Annotated in this window: 15 protein-coding genes; 5 read left to right on the top strand and 10 right to left on the bottom strand. The window is 53.3% G+C overall.

The features are described from left to right. Position 1 precedes the first annotated feature (1 nt). Complete coding sequence (gene aaeA / locus E4Z61_RS19350; protein ID WP_135324133.1) at positions 2 to 934, bottom strand: p-hydroxybenzoic acid efflux pump subunit AaeA; 933 nt, start codon at positions 932 to 934, stop codon at positions 2 to 4. 7 nt (positions 935 to 941) lie between these two features. Further along, the gene (gene aaeX / locus E4Z61_RS19345; protein WP_003025177.1) at positions 942 to 1,145 is read right to left on the bottom strand and encodes a p-hydroxybenzoic acid efflux pump operon protein AaeX; all 204 of its coding nucleotides are present in this window, start codon (positions 1,143 to 1,145) and stop codon (positions 942 to 944) included. 184 nt (positions 1,146 to 1,329) lie between these two features. Here aaeX and aaeR point away from each other — a divergent pair, with 184 nt between their 5' ends. Next, positions 1,330 to 2,259 (top strand): HTH-type transcriptional activator AaeR, encoded by a 930-nt coding sequence (gene aaeR / locus E4Z61_RS19340; RefSeq protein WP_135324132.1) that lies wholly within the window; start codon positions 1,330 to 1,332, stop codon positions 2,257 to 2,259. Between the two features lie 79 nt (positions 2,260 to 2,338). Here aaeR and tldD read toward each other — a convergent pair whose 3' ends face one another. The 7 genes from tldD to mreB form a co-directional block, all read right to left on the bottom strand. After that, positions 2,339 to 3,784 (bottom strand): metalloprotease TldD, encoded by a 1,446-nt coding sequence (tldD, locus tag E4Z61_RS19335; RefSeq protein ID WP_135324967.1) that lies wholly within the window; start codon positions 3,782 to 3,784, stop codon positions 2,339 to 2,341. 75 nt (positions 3,785 to 3,859) lie between these two features. Continuing rightward, a complete protein-coding gene (gene yhdP / locus E4Z61_RS19330; RefSeq protein ID WP_135324131.1) occupies positions 3,860 to 7,660 on the bottom strand; it encodes an AsmA2 domain-containing protein YhdP in 3,801 nt (1,266 codons plus the stop codon). Positions 7,661 to 7,765: 105 nt separating this feature from the next. After that, positions 7,766 to 9,235 carry a ribonuclease G gene (gene rng / locus E4Z61_RS19325; protein ID WP_135324130.1) on the bottom strand — a complete coding sequence of 490 codons (1,470 nt, stop codon included), beginning with the start codon at positions 9,233 to 9,235 and terminating at the stop codon, positions 7,766 to 7,768. Next, positions 9,225 to 9,818, bottom strand: a complete 594-nt coding sequence (locus E4Z61_RS19320) for a Maf family protein (protein ID WP_135324129.1) — start codon at positions 9,816 to 9,818, stop codon at positions 9,225 to 9,227. Before E4Z61_RS19320 ends, rng begins: the two co-directional genes overlap by 11 nt. 7 nt (positions 9,819 to 9,825) lie before the next feature. Further along, positions 9,826 to 10,314, bottom strand: coding sequence for a rod shape-determining protein MreD (gene mreD, locus E4Z61_RS19315; RefSeq protein ID WP_103928680.1), 489 nt, complete (start codon positions 10,312 to 10,314; stop codon positions 9,826 to 9,828). Further along, entirely contained in the window at positions 10,315 to 11,337 is a 1,023-nt protein-coding gene (mreC, locus tag E4Z61_RS19310) for a rod shape-determining protein MreC (protein WP_135324128.1), read from the bottom strand. It abuts the gene before it with no gap. Between the two features lie 64 nt (positions 11,338 to 11,401). Continuing rightward, positions 11,402 to 12,445, bottom strand: coding sequence for a rod shape-determining protein MreB (gene mreB / locus E4Z61_RS19305; protein WP_000913396.1), 1,044 nt, complete (start codon positions 12,443 to 12,445; stop codon positions 11,402 to 11,404). Between mreB and E4Z61_RS23895 the strand changes: the two genes are divergently transcribed. Beyond that, the gene (locus tag E4Z61_RS23895; protein ID WP_153880057.1) at positions 12,423 to 12,743 is read left to right on the top strand and encodes a hypothetical protein; all 321 of its coding nucleotides are present in this window, start codon (positions 12,423 to 12,425) and stop codon (positions 12,741 to 12,743) included. The genes mreB and E4Z61_RS23895 overlap by 23 nt on opposite strands. A gap of 8 nt (positions 12,744 to 12,751) precedes the next feature. Here E4Z61_RS23895 and csrD read toward each other — a convergent pair whose 3' ends face one another. Next, positions 12,752 to 14,692, bottom strand: coding sequence for an RNase E specificity factor CsrD (gene csrD / locus E4Z61_RS19295; protein ID WP_135324127.1), 1,941 nt, complete (start codon positions 14,690 to 14,692; stop codon positions 12,752 to 12,754). Positions 14,693 to 14,917: 225 nt separating this feature from the next. Here csrD and acuI point away from each other — a divergent pair, with 225 nt between their 5' ends. The 3 genes from acuI (at position 14,918) to msrQ (ending at position 17,571) form a co-directional block, all read left to right on the top strand. Next, positions 14,918 to 15,892 carry an acrylyl-CoA reductase (NADPH) gene (acuI, locus tag E4Z61_RS19290; protein ID WP_135324126.1) on the top strand — a complete coding sequence of 325 codons (975 nt, stop codon included), beginning with the start codon at positions 14,918 to 14,920 and terminating at the stop codon, positions 15,890 to 15,892. A gap of 77 nt (positions 15,893 to 15,969) precedes the next feature. Beyond that, on the top strand, positions 15,970 to 16,971 hold the full coding sequence (gene msrP / locus E4Z61_RS19285) for a protein-methionine-sulfoxide reductase catalytic subunit MsrP (protein ID WP_135324125.1): 1,002 nt from the start codon (positions 15,970 to 15,972) through the stop codon (positions 16,969 to 16,971). After that, the gene (gene msrQ, locus E4Z61_RS19280; protein WP_135324124.1) at positions 16,972 to 17,571 is read left to right on the top strand and encodes a protein-methionine-sulfoxide reductase heme-binding subunit MsrQ; all 600 of its coding nucleotides are present in this window, start codon (positions 16,972 to 16,974) and stop codon (positions 17,569 to 17,571) included. The last annotated feature ends 114 nt before the right edge of the window (positions 17,572 to 17,685 follow it).

The raw sequence follows: 17,685 nt of genomic DNA, 5'->3' as shown, positions 1-17,685 counted from the left end.
ATTAACCAAACTCGCGCAGACGGTGCGCCATTTTACGGAAGAAGGATTCCTGGCTGGCATCGCGATCTTGCTTACCGGTGATGACCACGGTCGCCGTAGTACCGGCTGGCCATAGGGTTCCCTGCTGGTCATCAAGACGGATGCGCACCGGCACACGCTGCGCCAGTCGAACCCATTCAAGGTTGGAGTCAATGGTCGCCATGCCTTTTGCATCCTGCGTGCTGCTGGCATTCGTTACGCCCGCCGCCACGCTATCTACGCTACCTTTCAAGACCTTATTGCTGCCAAGCGGCGTAATTTCGGCGCGATAACCCGGACGCACGCCTTCAAGCTTAGTTTCTTCCATATAAGCCAACACGTAGAAGGAGTGTTGTTTGACCAGCGCCACTGCAGTAGAGCCACGGGTAATAAATTCACCGGAATAGACGTTAAGGTTAGTCACCCAACCGTCGGCTGGTGCACGGATGACCGTACGTTCGAGATCGAGTTTTGCAAGATCGCGGGTCGCCTGCGCCTTCGCAAGCTGATGTAATACGGTTTGTAGCACGTTATTCGACTGATCAATCTCTTCGCGGGACATGGCCTGAACGCCAAGACGGTTACGACGTCCCGCCTCCTGACGTTTTTCCTGTGCCAGAACCTGATAATAGGCGACGTCCGCTTCGGCTTGTTCAAGGGCTTTTTTATAGCGCGGTTGGTCGATAGTGAACAGGACCTGATCCTTTTTCACCAGTTGGTTATCATGCACGTTAACGTTGGTGATAAGACCCGCGACATCCGGTGCGATAGCGACGACTTCGGCACTAAAGCGCGCATCACGCGTCCACGGCGACTCGGTGTAGAACACCCATGCGCGGAAAATGGCAATGAAGGCCAGAATGACCAGTATCACGGTAATGGCCGTACGGGAGAGTTTTCTTGTTAGTGTTTTCACTTCAACCTCAAACGAACAGACGCGTTATTAGATAGAACAAACAGCAATACAGCGCGGTGTTAAACAGAGCCGGATGCCAGACAAAATCATAGATGCCAGTTGGAACCAGCACCCGGCGCACCAGCCAGAAAATCGCCAGTGACAAAAGCAATTCGAAAAAAATCGGTGGGAAGGAAAGACCAAACACCACGATAACGGGAAAGAGACTCATGTTGACCTTGGTAGCTTAAGAGAATGCAGGCGATCGATTATTGAGCGTATGTCACCGCAGAGAAGGGCAAGGATGAGCCAGGCGAGAGCGACATAGCTGTTATTTGAATAATAATATATTAGCGTAACTGTTATGCTGTTATCTATATTATGTGATCTAAATCACTTTTAAGCCAGAGTGAACAATGGAACGATTAAAACGTATGTCGGTGTTCGCCAAAGTCGTCGAATTTGGCTCCTTCACCGCCGCAGCCAGACAGCTGCAAATGAGCGTTTCATCGATAAGCCAGACGGTATCAAAACTGGAAGATGAACTGCAGGTTAAGCTGCTAAACCGCAGCACACGTAGCATTGGGCTGACCGAGGCCGGAAAAATTTATTATCAGGGCTGCCGTCGCATGCTGCACGAAGTGCAGGACGTTCACGAGCAGCTTTATGCGTTTAACAACACGCCGATCGGTACGCTACGGATCGGCTGTTCTTCAACCATGGCACAAAATGTCCTCGCCGGACTGACCGCAAAAATGCTGAAAGAGTATCCCGGACTGGCGGTCAATCTGGTCACCGGCATCCCGGCCCCGGATTTAATTGCCGACGGTCTGGACGTGGTTATCCGCGTTGGTGCGCTACAAGATTCCAGCCTTTTTTCGCGTCGTCTGGGGACCATGCCGATGGTGGTTTGTGCCGCGAAAAGTTACCTCGCCCAGTTTGGCATCCCGGAAAAACCCGCCGATCTCAGCAACCATTCATGGCTCGAATACAGCGTTCGCCCGGATAATGAATTTGAGCTAATCGCCCCAGAGGGGATCTCTACCCGTCTGATCCCACAGGGACGCTTCGTGACTAACGATCCAATGACGCTAGTTCGCTGGCTGGCTGCGGGTGCGGGTATTGCCTATGTCCCGCTGATGTGGGTGATCAATGAGATCAACCATGGTGAAGTGGAGATCCTCCTGCCCCGCTACCAGTCAGATCCGCGCCCGGTTTACGCGCTGTATACCGAAAAAGACAAGCTGCCGCTCAAGGTGCAGGTGGTGATTAACTATCTGACAGACTATTTTGTCGACGTGGCGCAGTTGTTTCAGGGGATGTACGGCAGGGGCAAAGAAAAATAGAGAGATTGTAGGCCGGACAAGGCGTTTACACCGTATCCGGCAAGATGCCCGATGCGCTTATCGGGCCAACATCATAATATTACGCGGTACCGCCTACGGTAAGGCTATCCACCTTCAGCGTCGGCTGACCCACGCCTACCGGCAGGCTCTGCCCTTCTTTACCGCAAACGCCGACGCCGTTATCCAGTTTCAGGTCGTTGCCCACCATCGAAACCTGCTGCATCGCTTCAATGCCGGAGCCGATCAGCGTCGCGCCTTTCACCGGCTTGGTCACTTTACCGTTTTCAATCAGATACGCTTCAGAAGTTGAGAACACAAACTTCCCGGACGTGATGTCCACCTGACCGCCGCCAAAGTTCGGTGCATAAATACCGTATTCGACAGATTCGATAATTTCCTGCGGCGTGGATTTTCCCGGCAGCATATAGGTGTTGGTCATACGCGGCATCGGCAAATGCGCGTAAGATTCGCGACGTCCGTTACCGGTCGGCGCCACGCCCATCAGACGCGCGTTCAGCTTGTCCTGCATGTAGCCTTTCAGAATACCGTTTTCAATCAGGACGTTGTACTGACCTGGCGTACCTTCGTCATCAATAGCCACTGAGCCACGGCGGTCTACCATCGTACCGTCATCCACGATGGTGCACAGTTCTGATGCCACCAGCTCACCCATATGACCGCTAAATACCGACGTCCCACGACGGTTAAAGTCGCCTTCCAGACCATGACCTACCGCTTCGTGCAGCAGCACGCCCGGCCAGCCTGCGCCCAGCACTACCGGCAGAGCACCTGCCGGAGCGGCTACCGCAGAGAGATTCACCAGCGCCATGCGCACCGCTTCTTTCGCCCACGCGTCAGCACGTACTTCGCCGTCAAGATCGCCAAGGAAATAGTCATAGCCAAAACGACCACCGCCGCCGCTGGCGCCACGTTCACGTTTGCCGTCGTCTTCAACCTGCACGCTAACGGACAGGCGCACCAGAGGGCGAACATCGGCCGCCAGCGTGCCGTCAGTCGCAGCAACCAGAATCAGCTCATAAACACCGGTCAGGCTGGCGGTCACTTCCTGCACACGCTTGTCGGCGGCACGTGCCACGTTATCAACGCGGCGCAGAATATCCAGCTTCTCTTCACGGCTCATACTTTGCAACGGATCAACCGAGGTGTAGAGCGCCTGATGCTCAACCGCTCCCAGCGTTTTGACTTTGCCATCACCGTTGTCACGCACGATAGTACGGGCGGCATGAGCGCTTTGCTCCAGCGCCAACAGGCTAATCTGGTCTGCGTAGGCAAAGCCTGTTTTTTCACCGCTGATAGCACGCACACCAACGCCCTGATCGATGTTGTAAGAACCATCTTTAATGATGCGGTCTTCTAAAACCCAGGATTCGTGATAGCTCGACTGAAAATAGAGATCGCCGTAATCAAGACGGCGTTCGGCCAGTTGGCCCAGAATGGCAAACAGATCCTGATGTTTCAGGCCATTCGCCGCTAGCAATTGTTCACTTACCAGGTTCAGACTCATCGTTTTGCTACTCATTAGTTACTGCGGTAGAAGATCTATGTAGTGAGATTGGGGCAATTACTCGCCCCCGTCAAATCATTGCTGGCTTTCTTTACGCGGCTGACGCAGAACTTCGTTAATCTGCGGTTTATCAACCGGGCCGGTTATGCGATAGCGCAGAATCGAGACTTTGCTCCACAGCGGTCCCAGAACTTTACTGGCGGCAAACACCGCCGCGCCGACAATCGGGTTGACGGCAAACGCGGCAGCCACCCCTACGGTGGCAGAAATTTCCGGCGCCACCACGGCTTCCATATTCAGTTCACGGCGCACCAGATTCACCGAGCCTTTCATGGCGATATCGGCTTCCAGACCATCCACCAGCGTATCGTCAGTATGCATCACGCCATCTTTGATCCACGCCGTGCTGCGAATGGAGTCAAAATAGAAGCCTTCGCTAAACGTATCGCTAAAATCGAAACGCAGTTTGCGTAGCAGCGCATCAAAGCTCAGCAGGCGCAGCAACTGTCCAGCATGTCCGGTACTGAGTTCAGTAAGTTCACCTTTGCCCAGACGGGTACGCAAAATACCATTCAGAGATGCTTCATCCGGATCCCAGGGCGGGTTACGCCAGTGCAAATCGTACTCGACGTTGAATGAGGAGTTGCGGATCGGGGTCGATACGCCAAAGAAACCGGCAGCAGAGTCTATTTTATTGCCGTTCAGTTTTCCCTTCAGCGACGTACGCTCATTACCCGGCGCGTTAACCCATTCACCGTCAACGGTCAGTCTGGCAAAACCCGTATCCAGCAGCCCATTACTCAAGGTCAGCGTATCGCCCTTGATAGCGACGTCCGCGTCAATACGCCCGTATTTCTGCCCCCACATCCAGCACTCTTCGCAGCGTAACTGAACGTCTGGCCAGCCACGGAAGCTAACGCTATTGATGGTAGAAAACGGCGAGGCAGACGTTGCGCTCGGTGCGGATTTTGCAGCACTCGGGTTGTAATAGAGATACTTCACGTTTGCCAGCCACGGCGCGTTATTGCGCATCGCTAGCGTCGCGTTGATCTCACGCCCTTGCGCCTGCACTTTGCTGCCATTCGACGAAGGCTCAGACACAATGCTGAGATTGTTCCACTGTTGGCCGCCCAGCGATAATGACGGCGTGCGTACCGTTATACGCTGCGGGAAGTTCGCATTTGCGCCAACGTTGTCCGCCGCGCCTTTGCTAAACAACGCCAGCCATTGTGCACCATCCATTGGCGGAAGATTGAGTTCAACGCCTTGCTGCTCGGGTAAGTCAGGTACCGTACGGCTTTCCGATGTCCAGATGGCACGGTCAAGGGTCAGTTTCTGGTTCAGTAGCCAGTGGCTGTTAAAGTGGTTTTTATTCCCCGCGTTACCAGTCAAATTGAAGCTGCGCAGGTTGCCGTCAGCCTTCACGTTTAACGGCAGAGACTCGCCGGCCACCTTATTCAGCGGCGCAGGTAAGTGACTGCTTACATTCTTCAGGTCGCCTTTCAGTTCGATGTTGTAGGTCGCCCCAGCATGGTATGGAAGATCGATACCTACTTTGCCGTTCCACGCCATGCTACCGCTTAAGGCTTCATTCACCTGCGTAGGCAGTATGCCCATGCGGGTTGGCTGCCAGTTGCCATCCATATTCACGGCAACCTGATAGGCTTTAGCGCCTTCGGTGGTGGAAAAGTCGACGTTCAGCGGCTGATTAAACCAGTTGGCCGTCATCGGCTCACTCTTGAGATCGCCGTTAATAAAGCTGAATTTGCCGTTCAGATTCTTTAATGTACTGTCGAGTGGCTTAATAAACAGGCTGTTATTACGCAGGTTGACATCACCTTTGGCGGTCACCAGCGAACCATCAAGCGGGATATCCAGATGTAAGCGAGCATTCACATCGCCGTCAATCTGGAGCTGCTCCAGCGTAGCGCCCAGCGAATCCTTCAACGGTGTCTCATCAAAATACGGCCCGACTGCCTTTCCCGGACCATTGATGTCGGAATCAATCAGTAGCTTTTCTTTTGCGTAGTCGGGAATATTGGCCGTCAGGTTGCTGGCTCTTACCCCACCTAAATTGACGCCGTCTGTCTTCATCCACAGGCCGTTATTAATGAAGTTCAGCTCAATGTTGAGATTGGTAAGCGCTGGCCAGTCAGGCTGGAAAGCAAACTTAGCATTGCGCAGCGGCACCAGTACCTGAAACTGCCCTTCATTGTGTAGGTACGGGAACAGATGCGGGTTCCCACCGTACACCAGCGTGGCGTTATCCGCTTCACCGCCCTGAATCGCACCACTAAGGTAGTCAACAAGGTCTTTACCCATCAGATTTTCCGGGAAATAGCGCCAGGCCTGAGAGCCGTCGTCGGTGCTGATCCCCGCCAGAATGCCCAGCCACGGCTCATCACCTGTTGGCTGCAGATAGCGAAACCCGCCACGCACATGGACGGCTTTTGCTTTAACATCAATATTTCGCCCGTCCAGCTGAAAACCTTTGTCATTCTTCAGCCAGCTTAACGTTGCTACGCCATCTTCTATTTCCAGCGGTGCACGGAAGACGGTTTCATACGGCATTTTTGCCTGCTTCATGGCGACAGTAAGCGCACCGTTTTCAACGCTACCGGCAAGCGTACCGGAGAAGTGCTCGGCTCCTGGTAACAGCTTCCACTGTTTCCAGGCCAGATCGGTCCATGAGGACTGGAAGCGCGTTTTTTCTGTCGCCTGTAACGGGATATCCAGCGCCAGCGTATCTATTTTTCCGCTCGGTTGCGTGGCCCGCCAGATATCGCCCAATTCGGGAGAGAGCTTTGCCGCCATGGGTCGCAGCCCTTCCAGCCCCGCTAACTCGAGATTACTGGCACGAATACGTAGCTCATCGCTGCGCTTGCTATTCTTGCCCCCCACTTCCTGCTCGGGGATCCAGGCCAGGGTGAGTGCGCCACTCGGCCAGGGTTTGTCATCCATCGTGATGCGCGTATCCGGGATCGCGAACACCCAACCGGGCTGCTCACGGCTAATATGCGCAGTCAGGTTATCAACAGACAGCGTGTGCGTGTTATTGTCACCTTTCCAGCTTGCTCCGCCTTTCTTCAGCCAGACATCGCCACTGGAGATTTCGCCTTTGCTGAGCGTCATCCACCCTTCCAGGCTAAAGCGCGCCGTTTGCAGTGCGACGTTATCCTGCATCCATTTCCCCAGCCACGGTTTAACGTCGATGTCGTCAGCCTGTAGCCAGACCCGGCCATTATTCAACAGCCCTTCGTCATCACGTAGATCCATCCGCACCTGCATGATGCCGTGCTGCCCGGTCAGGCTGGAGAGACTAACCAGGCCTTCGGCGCGGTGCCTGTTTTTTCCGTTCAGCCAGGTAAGCTGAGGGATCGCCAGTTCCGCACGCTGACCAGAAAGGGTTAAGAAACTGATTTGGCTATCGCGGAGATCAAAATGATCAAACTGACGCAGGAACAGATCGCTGACACGCCCGGGTTCAACACCGTCGTCATTGTCGCTACGCTGGATAGGAGTATTGGTGCGCAACTGCAGTTGCCAGAAGGTGAGATCGCGAAACTGCCAGCGCATGTGCAGCAAGCTTTGCCAGACATCCAGCGCCAGCGTGACGCGTTTGACCGAGAATTCGCCACCGTCTTTCAGTTGAGTGTGGATATCGCGGGCTTCAAGGGTGGGGCCAAAACTTTGCCAGTTGGCAGAAAGCTGGCTGGCAGAAACGGTCATGCCGGTGGCTGACTCAATCTTGCTAAGGATCGTGGGACGCCAGCTATCGAGATGCGGCAACGCAAGGCGCAGACCACTGACCAGCAGCGCTGCGACGACGACGAGCGCGGCTCCAGTGAGCAGTAAAATCCCCGGCAATCGCCTCACGCCTCTCTCCTTGTCTGCCAAAAAATGTGACTCAAAAAACCGTTTTGCCGGATGGCGGCGTGAACGCCTGATCCGGCCTACAAGGTATCGCCATCAGGTGTTTAACTACATCATAACGACGTCAAACTGCTCCTGGTTATAGAGCGGTTCGATTTGTACTTTAACCTGTTTTCCGACAAAGATTTCCACTTCAGCCAACGCGTGTGACTCTTCACCTTTCAGAGCTTCAGCCACTGCCGGAGAAGCATAGACCAGGAAACGATCGGAGTCATAAGCATGATGAACGCGCACAATCTCACGCATAATTTCATAGCATACGGTTTCGACCGTTTTGACCGTACCACGTCCGTGGCAGGTCGGACACTCGTTGCACAGCACATGCTCCACGCTTTCACGCGTGCGCTTACGCGTCATCTCCACCAACCCCAGCTGTGAAAAGCCGTTAATGCTGGTTTTCACACGATCTTTACTCAGCGCCTGTTCCAGAGAATGCAGCACCCGACGGCGGTGATCTTCATTACTCATGTCGATAAAATCGATAATGATAATGCCGCCCAGGTTACGCAGACGCAGCTGACGCGCGATAGCCTGCGTAGCTTCAATGTTGGTATTAAAGATGGTGTCATCGAGATTACGATGTCCAACAAACGCACCGGTGTTGATATCCACGGTGGTCATGGCTTCGGTTTGATCGATAATCAAATAGCCGCCGGATTTCAGCTCAACCTTGCGTTCTAGCGCACGCTGAATTTCATTTTCAACATCAAAGAGATCGAAAATGGGCTGTCGTCCACTGTAGTGTTCCAGCTTGCTGGTCATCTCAGGGATGTATTCTGCCGTAAACTCCAGCAACGCTTCATACGTCAGGCGGGAATCCACGCGGATCCTGTCAAGCTGGGCGTCAGCAAAATCACGCAACACGCGCTGCGCCAGCGCCAGCTCGCCGTACATCTGGTAACGCGTTTGCGGGCGCTTTTTGCGCTCCATAACTTTAGTCCAGACGCGCTTAAGGTACGCGGCATCCGAAGCCAGATCTTCTTCGCAAACACCTTCTGCCGCCGTGCGAATAATAAATCCGCCCTGCTCATCGCAGTAATCCGCCACCACTTTTTTCAGGCGTTCGCGCTCGGTTTCACTTTCGATACGCTGAGAAACCCCAACGTGCGAGGCTCCGGGCATAAAGACAAGGTAACGGGAAGGCAGCGTGATGTCCGTCGTCAGGCGTGCGCCCTTCGTACCCAACGGATCTTTGACCACCTGCACCATCAGATCCTGGCCCTGGCGTACCAGTTCGGAGATGTCACGAACGGTGAACTGCTTCTGTTCTTCGCCTGCCACACATTCGGTGTGCGGCATGATGTCTGAAGCGTGAAGAAATGCGGCTTTATCCAGTCCAATATCTACAAAAGCCGCCTGCATACCCGGAAGTACACGACTTACACGACCTTTGTAGATATTGCCTACGATTCCGCGTCGCGCCTCACGTTCAATATGAATTTCCTGCAGAATACCGCCATCAATGTACGCCACCCGTGTTTCCGAGGGCGTTACGTTTACCAACAATTCAGCCGTCATGTTTATCCCTTTTTTCACGCAGTGCGTTAAAATTGCTCAGCAACTCATACGTTTCTACCAGCGGTAAGCCGACCACGGCGTGATAGCTGCCATTTATCTTCCTGACAAAACAGCCACCCAACCCTTGAATACCGTATGCACCTGCTTTATCCATTGGTTCACCGCTGGCAACATAGCCCGCGATGTCCTCATCGGTTAGTGCTCTGAACGTCACTTCCGTTACCACCAGGCAGTCCAGACTGTGCTGACGATCGGCTAATGCCACCGCCGTCATCACCTGGTGTGTTTTGCCTGACAGCTTGCGTAGCATTGCGGCTGCATGCGTGGCGTCGTGTGGTTTTTCCAACACTTCGCCATTTAGGATAACAATGGTATCCGCACCCAGCACCGGCAAATCTCGCGCAGCCAGCGCAACGCCTGCCTGTGCCTTTTCACGCGCAAGGCGAACAACATACTGCTGTGCGCTCTCTTGCGGATGCCGCTGTTCCTCAATCCCCGGAACCAGTCGCTCAAAAGCCACGCCAAGCTGAGTCAGCAGTTCTTGACGACGTGGGGAACCAGAAGCCAGATACAGAGTATTCATATCAACCTTATTGCACCGCAAACTGCTGGCGGACTTTGCGCATCAGTAAGAATAGCCATGGCCAAAGCACACCATTAACTACACTACTCCAGAACACTTCGGGTCTGAAAGAGACGTTGATCACTAAAAACTCGGCCCAGAAAACAATAATATCCACGACCAGTGATAGCAACATGACCACCAGCGCCTGTTGCCAGAGCGCCAGGTTACGGAATAGCTGGAATTTCAGCGCGACCAGATAGGCAATGATACTCATCGACAAAGCCCGCACGCCCAGCGTGGAGCCGCTAATGAGATCCAGTATGGCACCCACCACAAATCCTGTGCCCACATTTACGCGATGCGGCAGCGCCAGGATCCAATACAACAAAATGAGCAGCACCCAGTTTGGCCGGTAAACAAGAATGTCGTCCGGCCAGGGCATCACTTGCAGTAAAAGTGCAATCAGGAATGAGAGCCAAATAACCCAACGTCCCTGGCTACGATAGCTTGCCACTTACTGCCCTCCCGGCTTACGCGGAGAAGGTGCTGGCGGCGTTGTCGTCGCTGGAGTCGGAGTCACGACTGTCGCCGGTGCAGGAACTGGCGCAGGCGGGCCCATCGCGTCTGGTGCAGGCAGGACCTGTGGCATCATTTGCATCAGACGTTCATTGGCTACGCGATGCACCTCTTCCGGCGTCATCGGATTCGCGCCATTACGATCCGCGCCCCACAACAGCAGCAAATAGCGCAAACGCTGTAAGCCTGCCGTTGGACGCGCCTGAATCACGGTGTAAGCACGCTGAGTATCCAGCTTAACGGAAGAAACAACACCAACCGGATAACCTTCAGGGAAGCGACCGCCCAAACCGGAGGTCACCAGCACGTCACCCACGCGAATGTCGGTATTGGCCGGCAGATGCTCGAGCTGCAGATCGTCCGTACAGCCGTTACCGGCAGCAATCACGCGGATATCGTTACGCAATACCTGGATGGGTAGCGCGTGGGTAGCATCGCAAATCAGCAGCACGCGGCTGGTCAGTTTTGCCACGGCAACGACCTGACCGACTACGCCTTTATCGCTGATGACCGGCTGACCTTCATAGACGCCGTTTACGCTGCCCTTGTCGATCACAACCTGATCGCTGTAAGGGTCATTAACCGTTGAGATGACCTGAGTGACCATCTTTTGTTCATCCTGACGCAGCGGCGATCCCAGCAGCTCGCGCAAGCGCGCGTTCTCCTGTTTATATTGCCCCAGCATCAGCAGATCGCTGTTTTTCAGCAGCAGTTCCTGACGCAGCGCCCGGTTTTCAAGTTCGAGTTGGTCACGCGAGGCCAGCGTTTGCGACACGCCGTCGAGTAATTCACGGGGACCATTAGAAATAAAGTAGAAAGGACTGACGGCGGTATCCATGTACGTTCGGATTTGGCTAAACGTACCCAGGCGGCTGTCGGCAATAATAACGCCGAGCGCCACCAACACCGCCAGAATAAGGCGAATCTGTAGCGACGGGCCACGGCTAAAAATTGGCTTCATAAGTTTGCGTATTCTCGTATCAGATTCGGCAGGGCAATCGGATGTTAACCCTGCCGGTACCCGATTACTCTTCGCTGAACAGGTCGCCGCCGTGCATATCGATCATTTCCAGCGCTTTGCCACCGCCGCGCGCCACACAGGTCAGCGGATCTTCAGCGACAACGACTGGAATACCGGTCTCTTCCATTAACAGACGGTCAAGGTTACGCAGCAGTGCACCACCACCGGTCAACACCATGCCGCGCTCGGAGATGTCAGACGCCAGTTCTGGCGGACACTGTTCCAGGGCAACCATTACCGCGCTTACGATACCGGTCAGCGGTTCCTGCAGCGCTTCCAGAATCTCGTTAGAGTTCAGGGTAAAGCCACGCGGAACGCCTTCAGCCAGGTTACGGCCACGCACTTCGATCTCACGCACTTCGTCGCCCGGGTAAGCCGATCCGATTTCGTGTTTGATACGTTCAGCGGTAGCTTCACCGATCAGGGAGCCGTAGTTACGACGCACATAATTAATGATGGCTTCATCGAAACGGTCACCACCGATACGCACTGAGGAGGAGTAAACCACACCGTTCAGGGAGATAACGGCGACTTCAGTGGTACCACCACCAATATCCACCACCATTGAACCGGTTGCTTCGGAAACGGGCAGGCCCGCACCGATCGCTGCGGCCATCGGTTCTTCGATCAGGAACACTTCACGCGCACCAGCGCCCTGAGCGGACTCACGAATAGCACGACGTTCAACCTGAGTTGCTCCAACCGGTACACACACCAGCACACGCGGGCTTGGGCGCATAAAGCTGTTGCTGTGCACTTGCTTGATAAAGTGCTGGAGCATTTTTTCAGTCACGAAGAAGTCAGCGATAACGCCGTCTTTCATTGGGCGAATTGCCGCAATATTGCCCGGCGTACGACCCAGCATCTGCTTCGCATCATGACCTACGGCAGCCACGCTTTTCGGCGAACCGGCACGATCCTGACGAATGGCCACAACGGAAGGCTCATTCAATACGATGCCTTGTCCTTTTACATAAATAAGGGTATTCGCGGTACCCAGGTCAATGGACAGGTCATTGGAAAACATGCCACGAAATTTTTTCAACATACTAAGGGATAATCCTGAAAGCTGGGGCGGAAAACAAAATCCGCTTACTTTACCAACCACACGCAGCAGCGACAAGGCGGAAAAATCATCTGCTACGGTGAAAATTAGTGCAGTTCGTTTCCTTTGTTACAAAACCGGCCTGAGTCCATCAGGGCTGAAAAAATCAGCAGCACTCCTCGCTTTTGTTTGCAACCTGTCAAAGGTCATTCACCTGCATGTTTGCTGTTACATTCTGGCGAGCAGACAAGCACACCCCCAGAAGGCACAGCGCGCGTTATTCTACGTGAAAACAAATTAAACGGCAGGTTAAACCGAATATCTTTGCGAATATTTTTTCACGTTTGTGTCAAGTGGCTGTGATGCAGCAAAAAAATCACCTTGCCCACCCGTCACTCCACGTTCTGTCAGCGTACGCCACTCGCTACGCGAACGAACGCCAGTGGCATAAACCTGCGTTGGCGTGCCTGAACAGGCTTCCACCAGGCTCTGAACCAGCAGCTGGTTCTCCGTGCGCTTATCAATGTTCCTCACCAGGCTTGGGTGAAGCTTCAATAATTCGACTTTGATTTCTTTAATCCAACTGGTACTCACCAGCGTCAACCCTGCCTGCGTAACGGCAATACGGACACCAAGCGCATCCATCAAACGGATAACAGGCTGTAACCGGCTGATGTGTTGACAAACATCCGCCTCAGCAAGTTCAATAATTATGCGTTTACGCAGCGATTTTTCGCACTGCATCAAGGTATCACGCAACCAGCGCTGAAAACGTGGGCGGATAAGTGACTCAACTGTCGTCTGCATCGCCAGGCTTTCCTGCGGCCAATAACCCAATAGCAGGATCAAACGGCTAATTTGCAAACGATCGTACTCTTCCGCCAGACCAAATTGCAGCACCATTGGCATATATTCCGCCGAGATGACTTCTTCGCTGCCATCAAAAATACGGCACATTAATTCCCGATGGTGTACCCGCCCTTCACTCGTCACCGCTGGTTTTTGATAAATCCTTGGGCCGCCCCGGCTGAGCATCTGCTCAATGAGCGTGCGCCAGCGTACATTACCCCGACCTTTTTCCGGCAGCGAGTCATCATAAACCGACCAACTGTTCCCTCCCTGTAACACCGAATTACGGGTTGCCGCTTCTGCGTGCTCCATCACTTGTTCAGTAGACTGGCCGCTGCGACAGACGCAAATACCAATATGAATCATATCGGCACGATCGATTTTTTTGTTAGCCGGAAGGGCATCAACCGCTTTTAACAACTGCCCGGCGATGCTTTCCGCCTCTTTCAAGGTGCGATGCGGCAGCAGGATGGCAAAATCGCTACGGTGGTAACGTGCCAGCAGCGCCCCCGGGTAACGCGTAATAAAGGTCGACAGTAAATTGATCAGCGCTGAAATTTGTTCTTCCGCAAGCTCGATCCCCCAACTGTCACGCAAAAGCGTAAAGTCTGGTAAGCGCACCATCATCACCACGCCGTGAGCGCCCACTTTCTCCTGATCTTCCAGCAGCGTCGCCAGTTGATTATCAAAAAACAAGCGATTGCTCAGCCCGGTTTTCGTATCCTGGGCAACATAGGAGCGGATCAGCGTATCCAGCCTGCTTCGCTGCTCACGTGCATTCTGAATTTCACTCAGCAGCATATCAAGCGCACTGCTGGTACGCGCAGGCCATTCATACACCGTTCCGCGCACGTTCGGTCCACGTTCGCCGTTAAGAATACGTGTTGAGCGAATCTCCAGCAGTTCCTGACCGGAAAGCTGGCGCTGTAGCCAGCGCACTGACAAAAATAGCATCAGGATAATAAAACCAATCGACAGCGTGAGCGGTGCGGTAGTCATCAGCGAATGGAAATAATTACCCATCGGATCCTGATACACCAGGCGCAACGACATCCCCGGATGCTTGACCAATGGCACGGTGATATCACGATACAGGTTGTTGGTTCCCGCCGGGCGATAGCTGCTGGTGCGGGAATGGCTATAAACCGGACTTTCCCCTTGCAGCAACTCAACGCGGACGATATCAACCGACATCATCAGCTCGTCTATTTGTGGCGTTAGGGCACCAAAATCTTTAGAGACAAGATGCGTGTCGATCGCCGTCGCGACGGCCTGGACGCGACAGGTGAACTTATATTGGATCGCATTGTAGAAACTCAGCGAGCAGCCGATCAGCGTCACGAAGATCGTTAACCCTGTGAGCAAAGTCACAAAAGCTGAAAATTTCGTCGTTAATCGCATCCTTGTGTTAACTCCGACAGTTATGAATCAGACATGAAAATAAAAAAGCGACACGAAAATGCAAAAATGAACGCGAAATCCGTCAATTTACATAAATAATGTGGGCATACTACCAAATCAGGTATATCTGGCAATTTATTGCGCAGAATCGGCATCACGTTTTGATTAGCGAGTATAGTCTTCATAATTAATTTTCCAATCCACTATATGAATTGAGGACAGGTTATGCAGGCTTTGATCTTAGAACAGCAGGACGGAAAAACCCTCGCATCCGTTCAACCCCTCGACGAAAATCAGCTACCGGAAGGCGATGTGACGGTGGATGTTCACTGGTCGAGCCTGAACTATAAAGATGCTCTTGCCATCACTGGCAAGGGAAAAATTATCCGTAATTTTCCGATGATTCCTGGTATCGATTTCGCCGGAACCGTTCGCTACAGTGAAGATCCCCGTTTTCATGCAGGTCAGGAGGTGTTACTGACCGGTTGGGGCGTAGGTGAAAACCATTGGGGCGGATTGTCCGAACGTGCACGCGTAAAAGGCGACTGGTTGGTTGCACTGCCAAAAGGACTGGATAGCCGCAACGCGATGATCATCGGCACCGCCGGTTTTACCGCTATGCTGTGCGTGATGGCACTTGAAGATGCCGGGATTCGCCCGGAAGACGGCGAGATTGTCGTCACCGGCGCCAGCGGTGGTGTGGGCAGTACTGCCGTTGCGTTACTGCATAAGCTGGGGTATCAGGTTGTGGCCGTGTCCGGTCGCGAAAGCACGCACGACTATCTGCGTAGTCTGGGCGCCAACCGGATCCTCGGTCGTGATGAATTTGCTGAAACTCGCCCACTGGAAAAACAGCTGTGGGCAGGTGCCATTGATACCGTTGGCGACAAAGTGCTGGCAAAAGTCCTCGCACAGATGAACTACGGTGGCTGCGTTGCCGCCTGTGGTCTGGCGGGCGGGTTTGCGCTGCCCACCACGGTGATGCCATTTATTCTGCGCAATGTGCGTTTGCAGGGTGTCGATTCTGTCATGACACCTCCGGCACGCCGTTCGCAAGCCTGGCAACGTCTGGTGAATGACCTGCCGGAAGCCTTTTATTCCCAGGCCGCAACTGAAATTACACTTGCCGATGCACCGAAGTTTGCCGACGCCATCATCAATAACCAGGTGCAGGGCCGCACGCTGGTGAAGATCGCCTAATCTGCAATTTTTCGTGATAAATTCGCGATAAGCCTTTGCCTCCGTCATGCTTAGCAAAACGCATGACGGAGGATGATATGAAACCCAAAAAACTGACGGAAACTGATGTAACGGCAGAATCTGTTTTTATGCTGCAACGTCGCCAGGTACTGAAAGCACTGGGTATCAGCGCAACAGCCCTTTCGCTCTCTCCTACAGCTCAGGCTGACCTGCTGGGTTGGTTTAAAGGTAATGACCGCCCACCGGCGCCCGCCGGAAAACCGCTTGATTTCACTAAACCCGCAGACTGGCAAAGTACATTACCTTTAACGCCGGAAGATAAAGTCACTGGCTACAATAACTTCTATGAATTCGGTCTCGACAAAGCTGACCCGGCCGCTAACGCGGGCAGTATGAAAACCGATCCCTGGACGCTGAAAATTAGCGGCGAAGTGGCAAAACCGTTAACCCTCGATCACGATGCGTTGACCACCCGTTTCCCACTTGAGGAACGCATTTATCGCATGCGCTGTGTAGAAGCTTGGTCTATGGTCGTGCCGTGGATTGGCTTTCCTTTACATAAGCTGCTGGCACTGGTTGAACCCACCAGCAACGCGAAATATGTCGCGTTCGAAACGCTTTACGCGCCGGATGATATGCCTGGTCAGAAAGATCGTTTTATTGGCGGGGGACTGAAATATCCCTACGTTGAGGGGTTACGCCTCGATGAAGCCATACACCCACTTACGCTGCTTACCGTGGGGGTTTATGGCAAAGCGCTTCCCCCACAGAACGGCGCACCTATTCGCTTAACCGTACCGTGGAAATATGGTTTTAAAGGTATTAAGTCGATAGTCAGCATTAAACTCACGCGGGAACGCCCTCCAACGACCTGGAATATGGCTGCCCCCAATGAATACGGGTTTTATGCCAATGTAAACCCTGGCGTCGATCACCCACGTTGGTCACAAGCAACTGAACGTTTTATTGGCGCGGGCGGTATCCTCGATGTACAGCGTCAACCCACTTTGCTGTTTAATGGTTATGCAGATGAAGTCGCTTCGCTTTACCGTGGTCTTAATCTGCGGGAGAATTTTTAAGTGCGTCTGACGGCAAAACAAATCACCTGGCTGAAAGTTTGCCTGCATCTTGCGGGATTATTACCTTTTGTCTGGCTCTTTTGGGCAGTCAATCACGGTGGATTAAGCGCCGATCCGGTCAAAGACATTCAACATTTTACCGGTAGGACAGCTCTGAAATTCCTGCTGGCAACCTTGCTGGTCTCGCCGCTGGCGCGCTACGCTAAACAACCATTACTGATACGCACCCGCCGCCTGTTAGGGTTATGGTGTTTTGCCTGGGCCACCTTGCATTTAACCAGCTATGCGCTGCTGGAACTGGGCATTAAAAACCTGGGTCTGTTAGGTCGAGAGCTAACAACGCGGCCTTACCTGATGCTGGGGATTATCAGTTGGCTCCTGCTATTTACCCTCACGCTCACCTCCACGCAGGCGGCGCAGCGGAAACTGGGCAAACGCTGGCAACTTTTACACAACTTCGTCTATCTTGTGGCGATCCTGGCACCCATTCATTATCTGTGGTCGGTGAAGATTTTATCGCCGCAACCGATCATTTATGCCGCGCTCGCCGTCGCGCTGTTAGCCTGCCGTTACAAGAAGTTCCGCCAGTGGTGGCGGTAGCTTCACGATATGTGCAGTACGTTGCAAAACACAGATGAACCCACGTTCTTTACATGTCTGCGGTTGATTATCTTCCCTGATAAGACCAGTATTTAGCTGCCAATTGCTACGAAA

Origin of the sequence: Citrobacter tructae, from assembly GCF_004684345.1 — a bacterium.
Lineage (GTDB): Bacteria > Pseudomonadota > Gammaproteobacteria > Enterobacterales > Enterobacteriaceae > Citrobacter > Citrobacter tructae.
The sequence above is the reverse complement of the archived record's forward strand: the minus strand, read 5'-3'. Positions and strand labels throughout refer to the sequence as shown.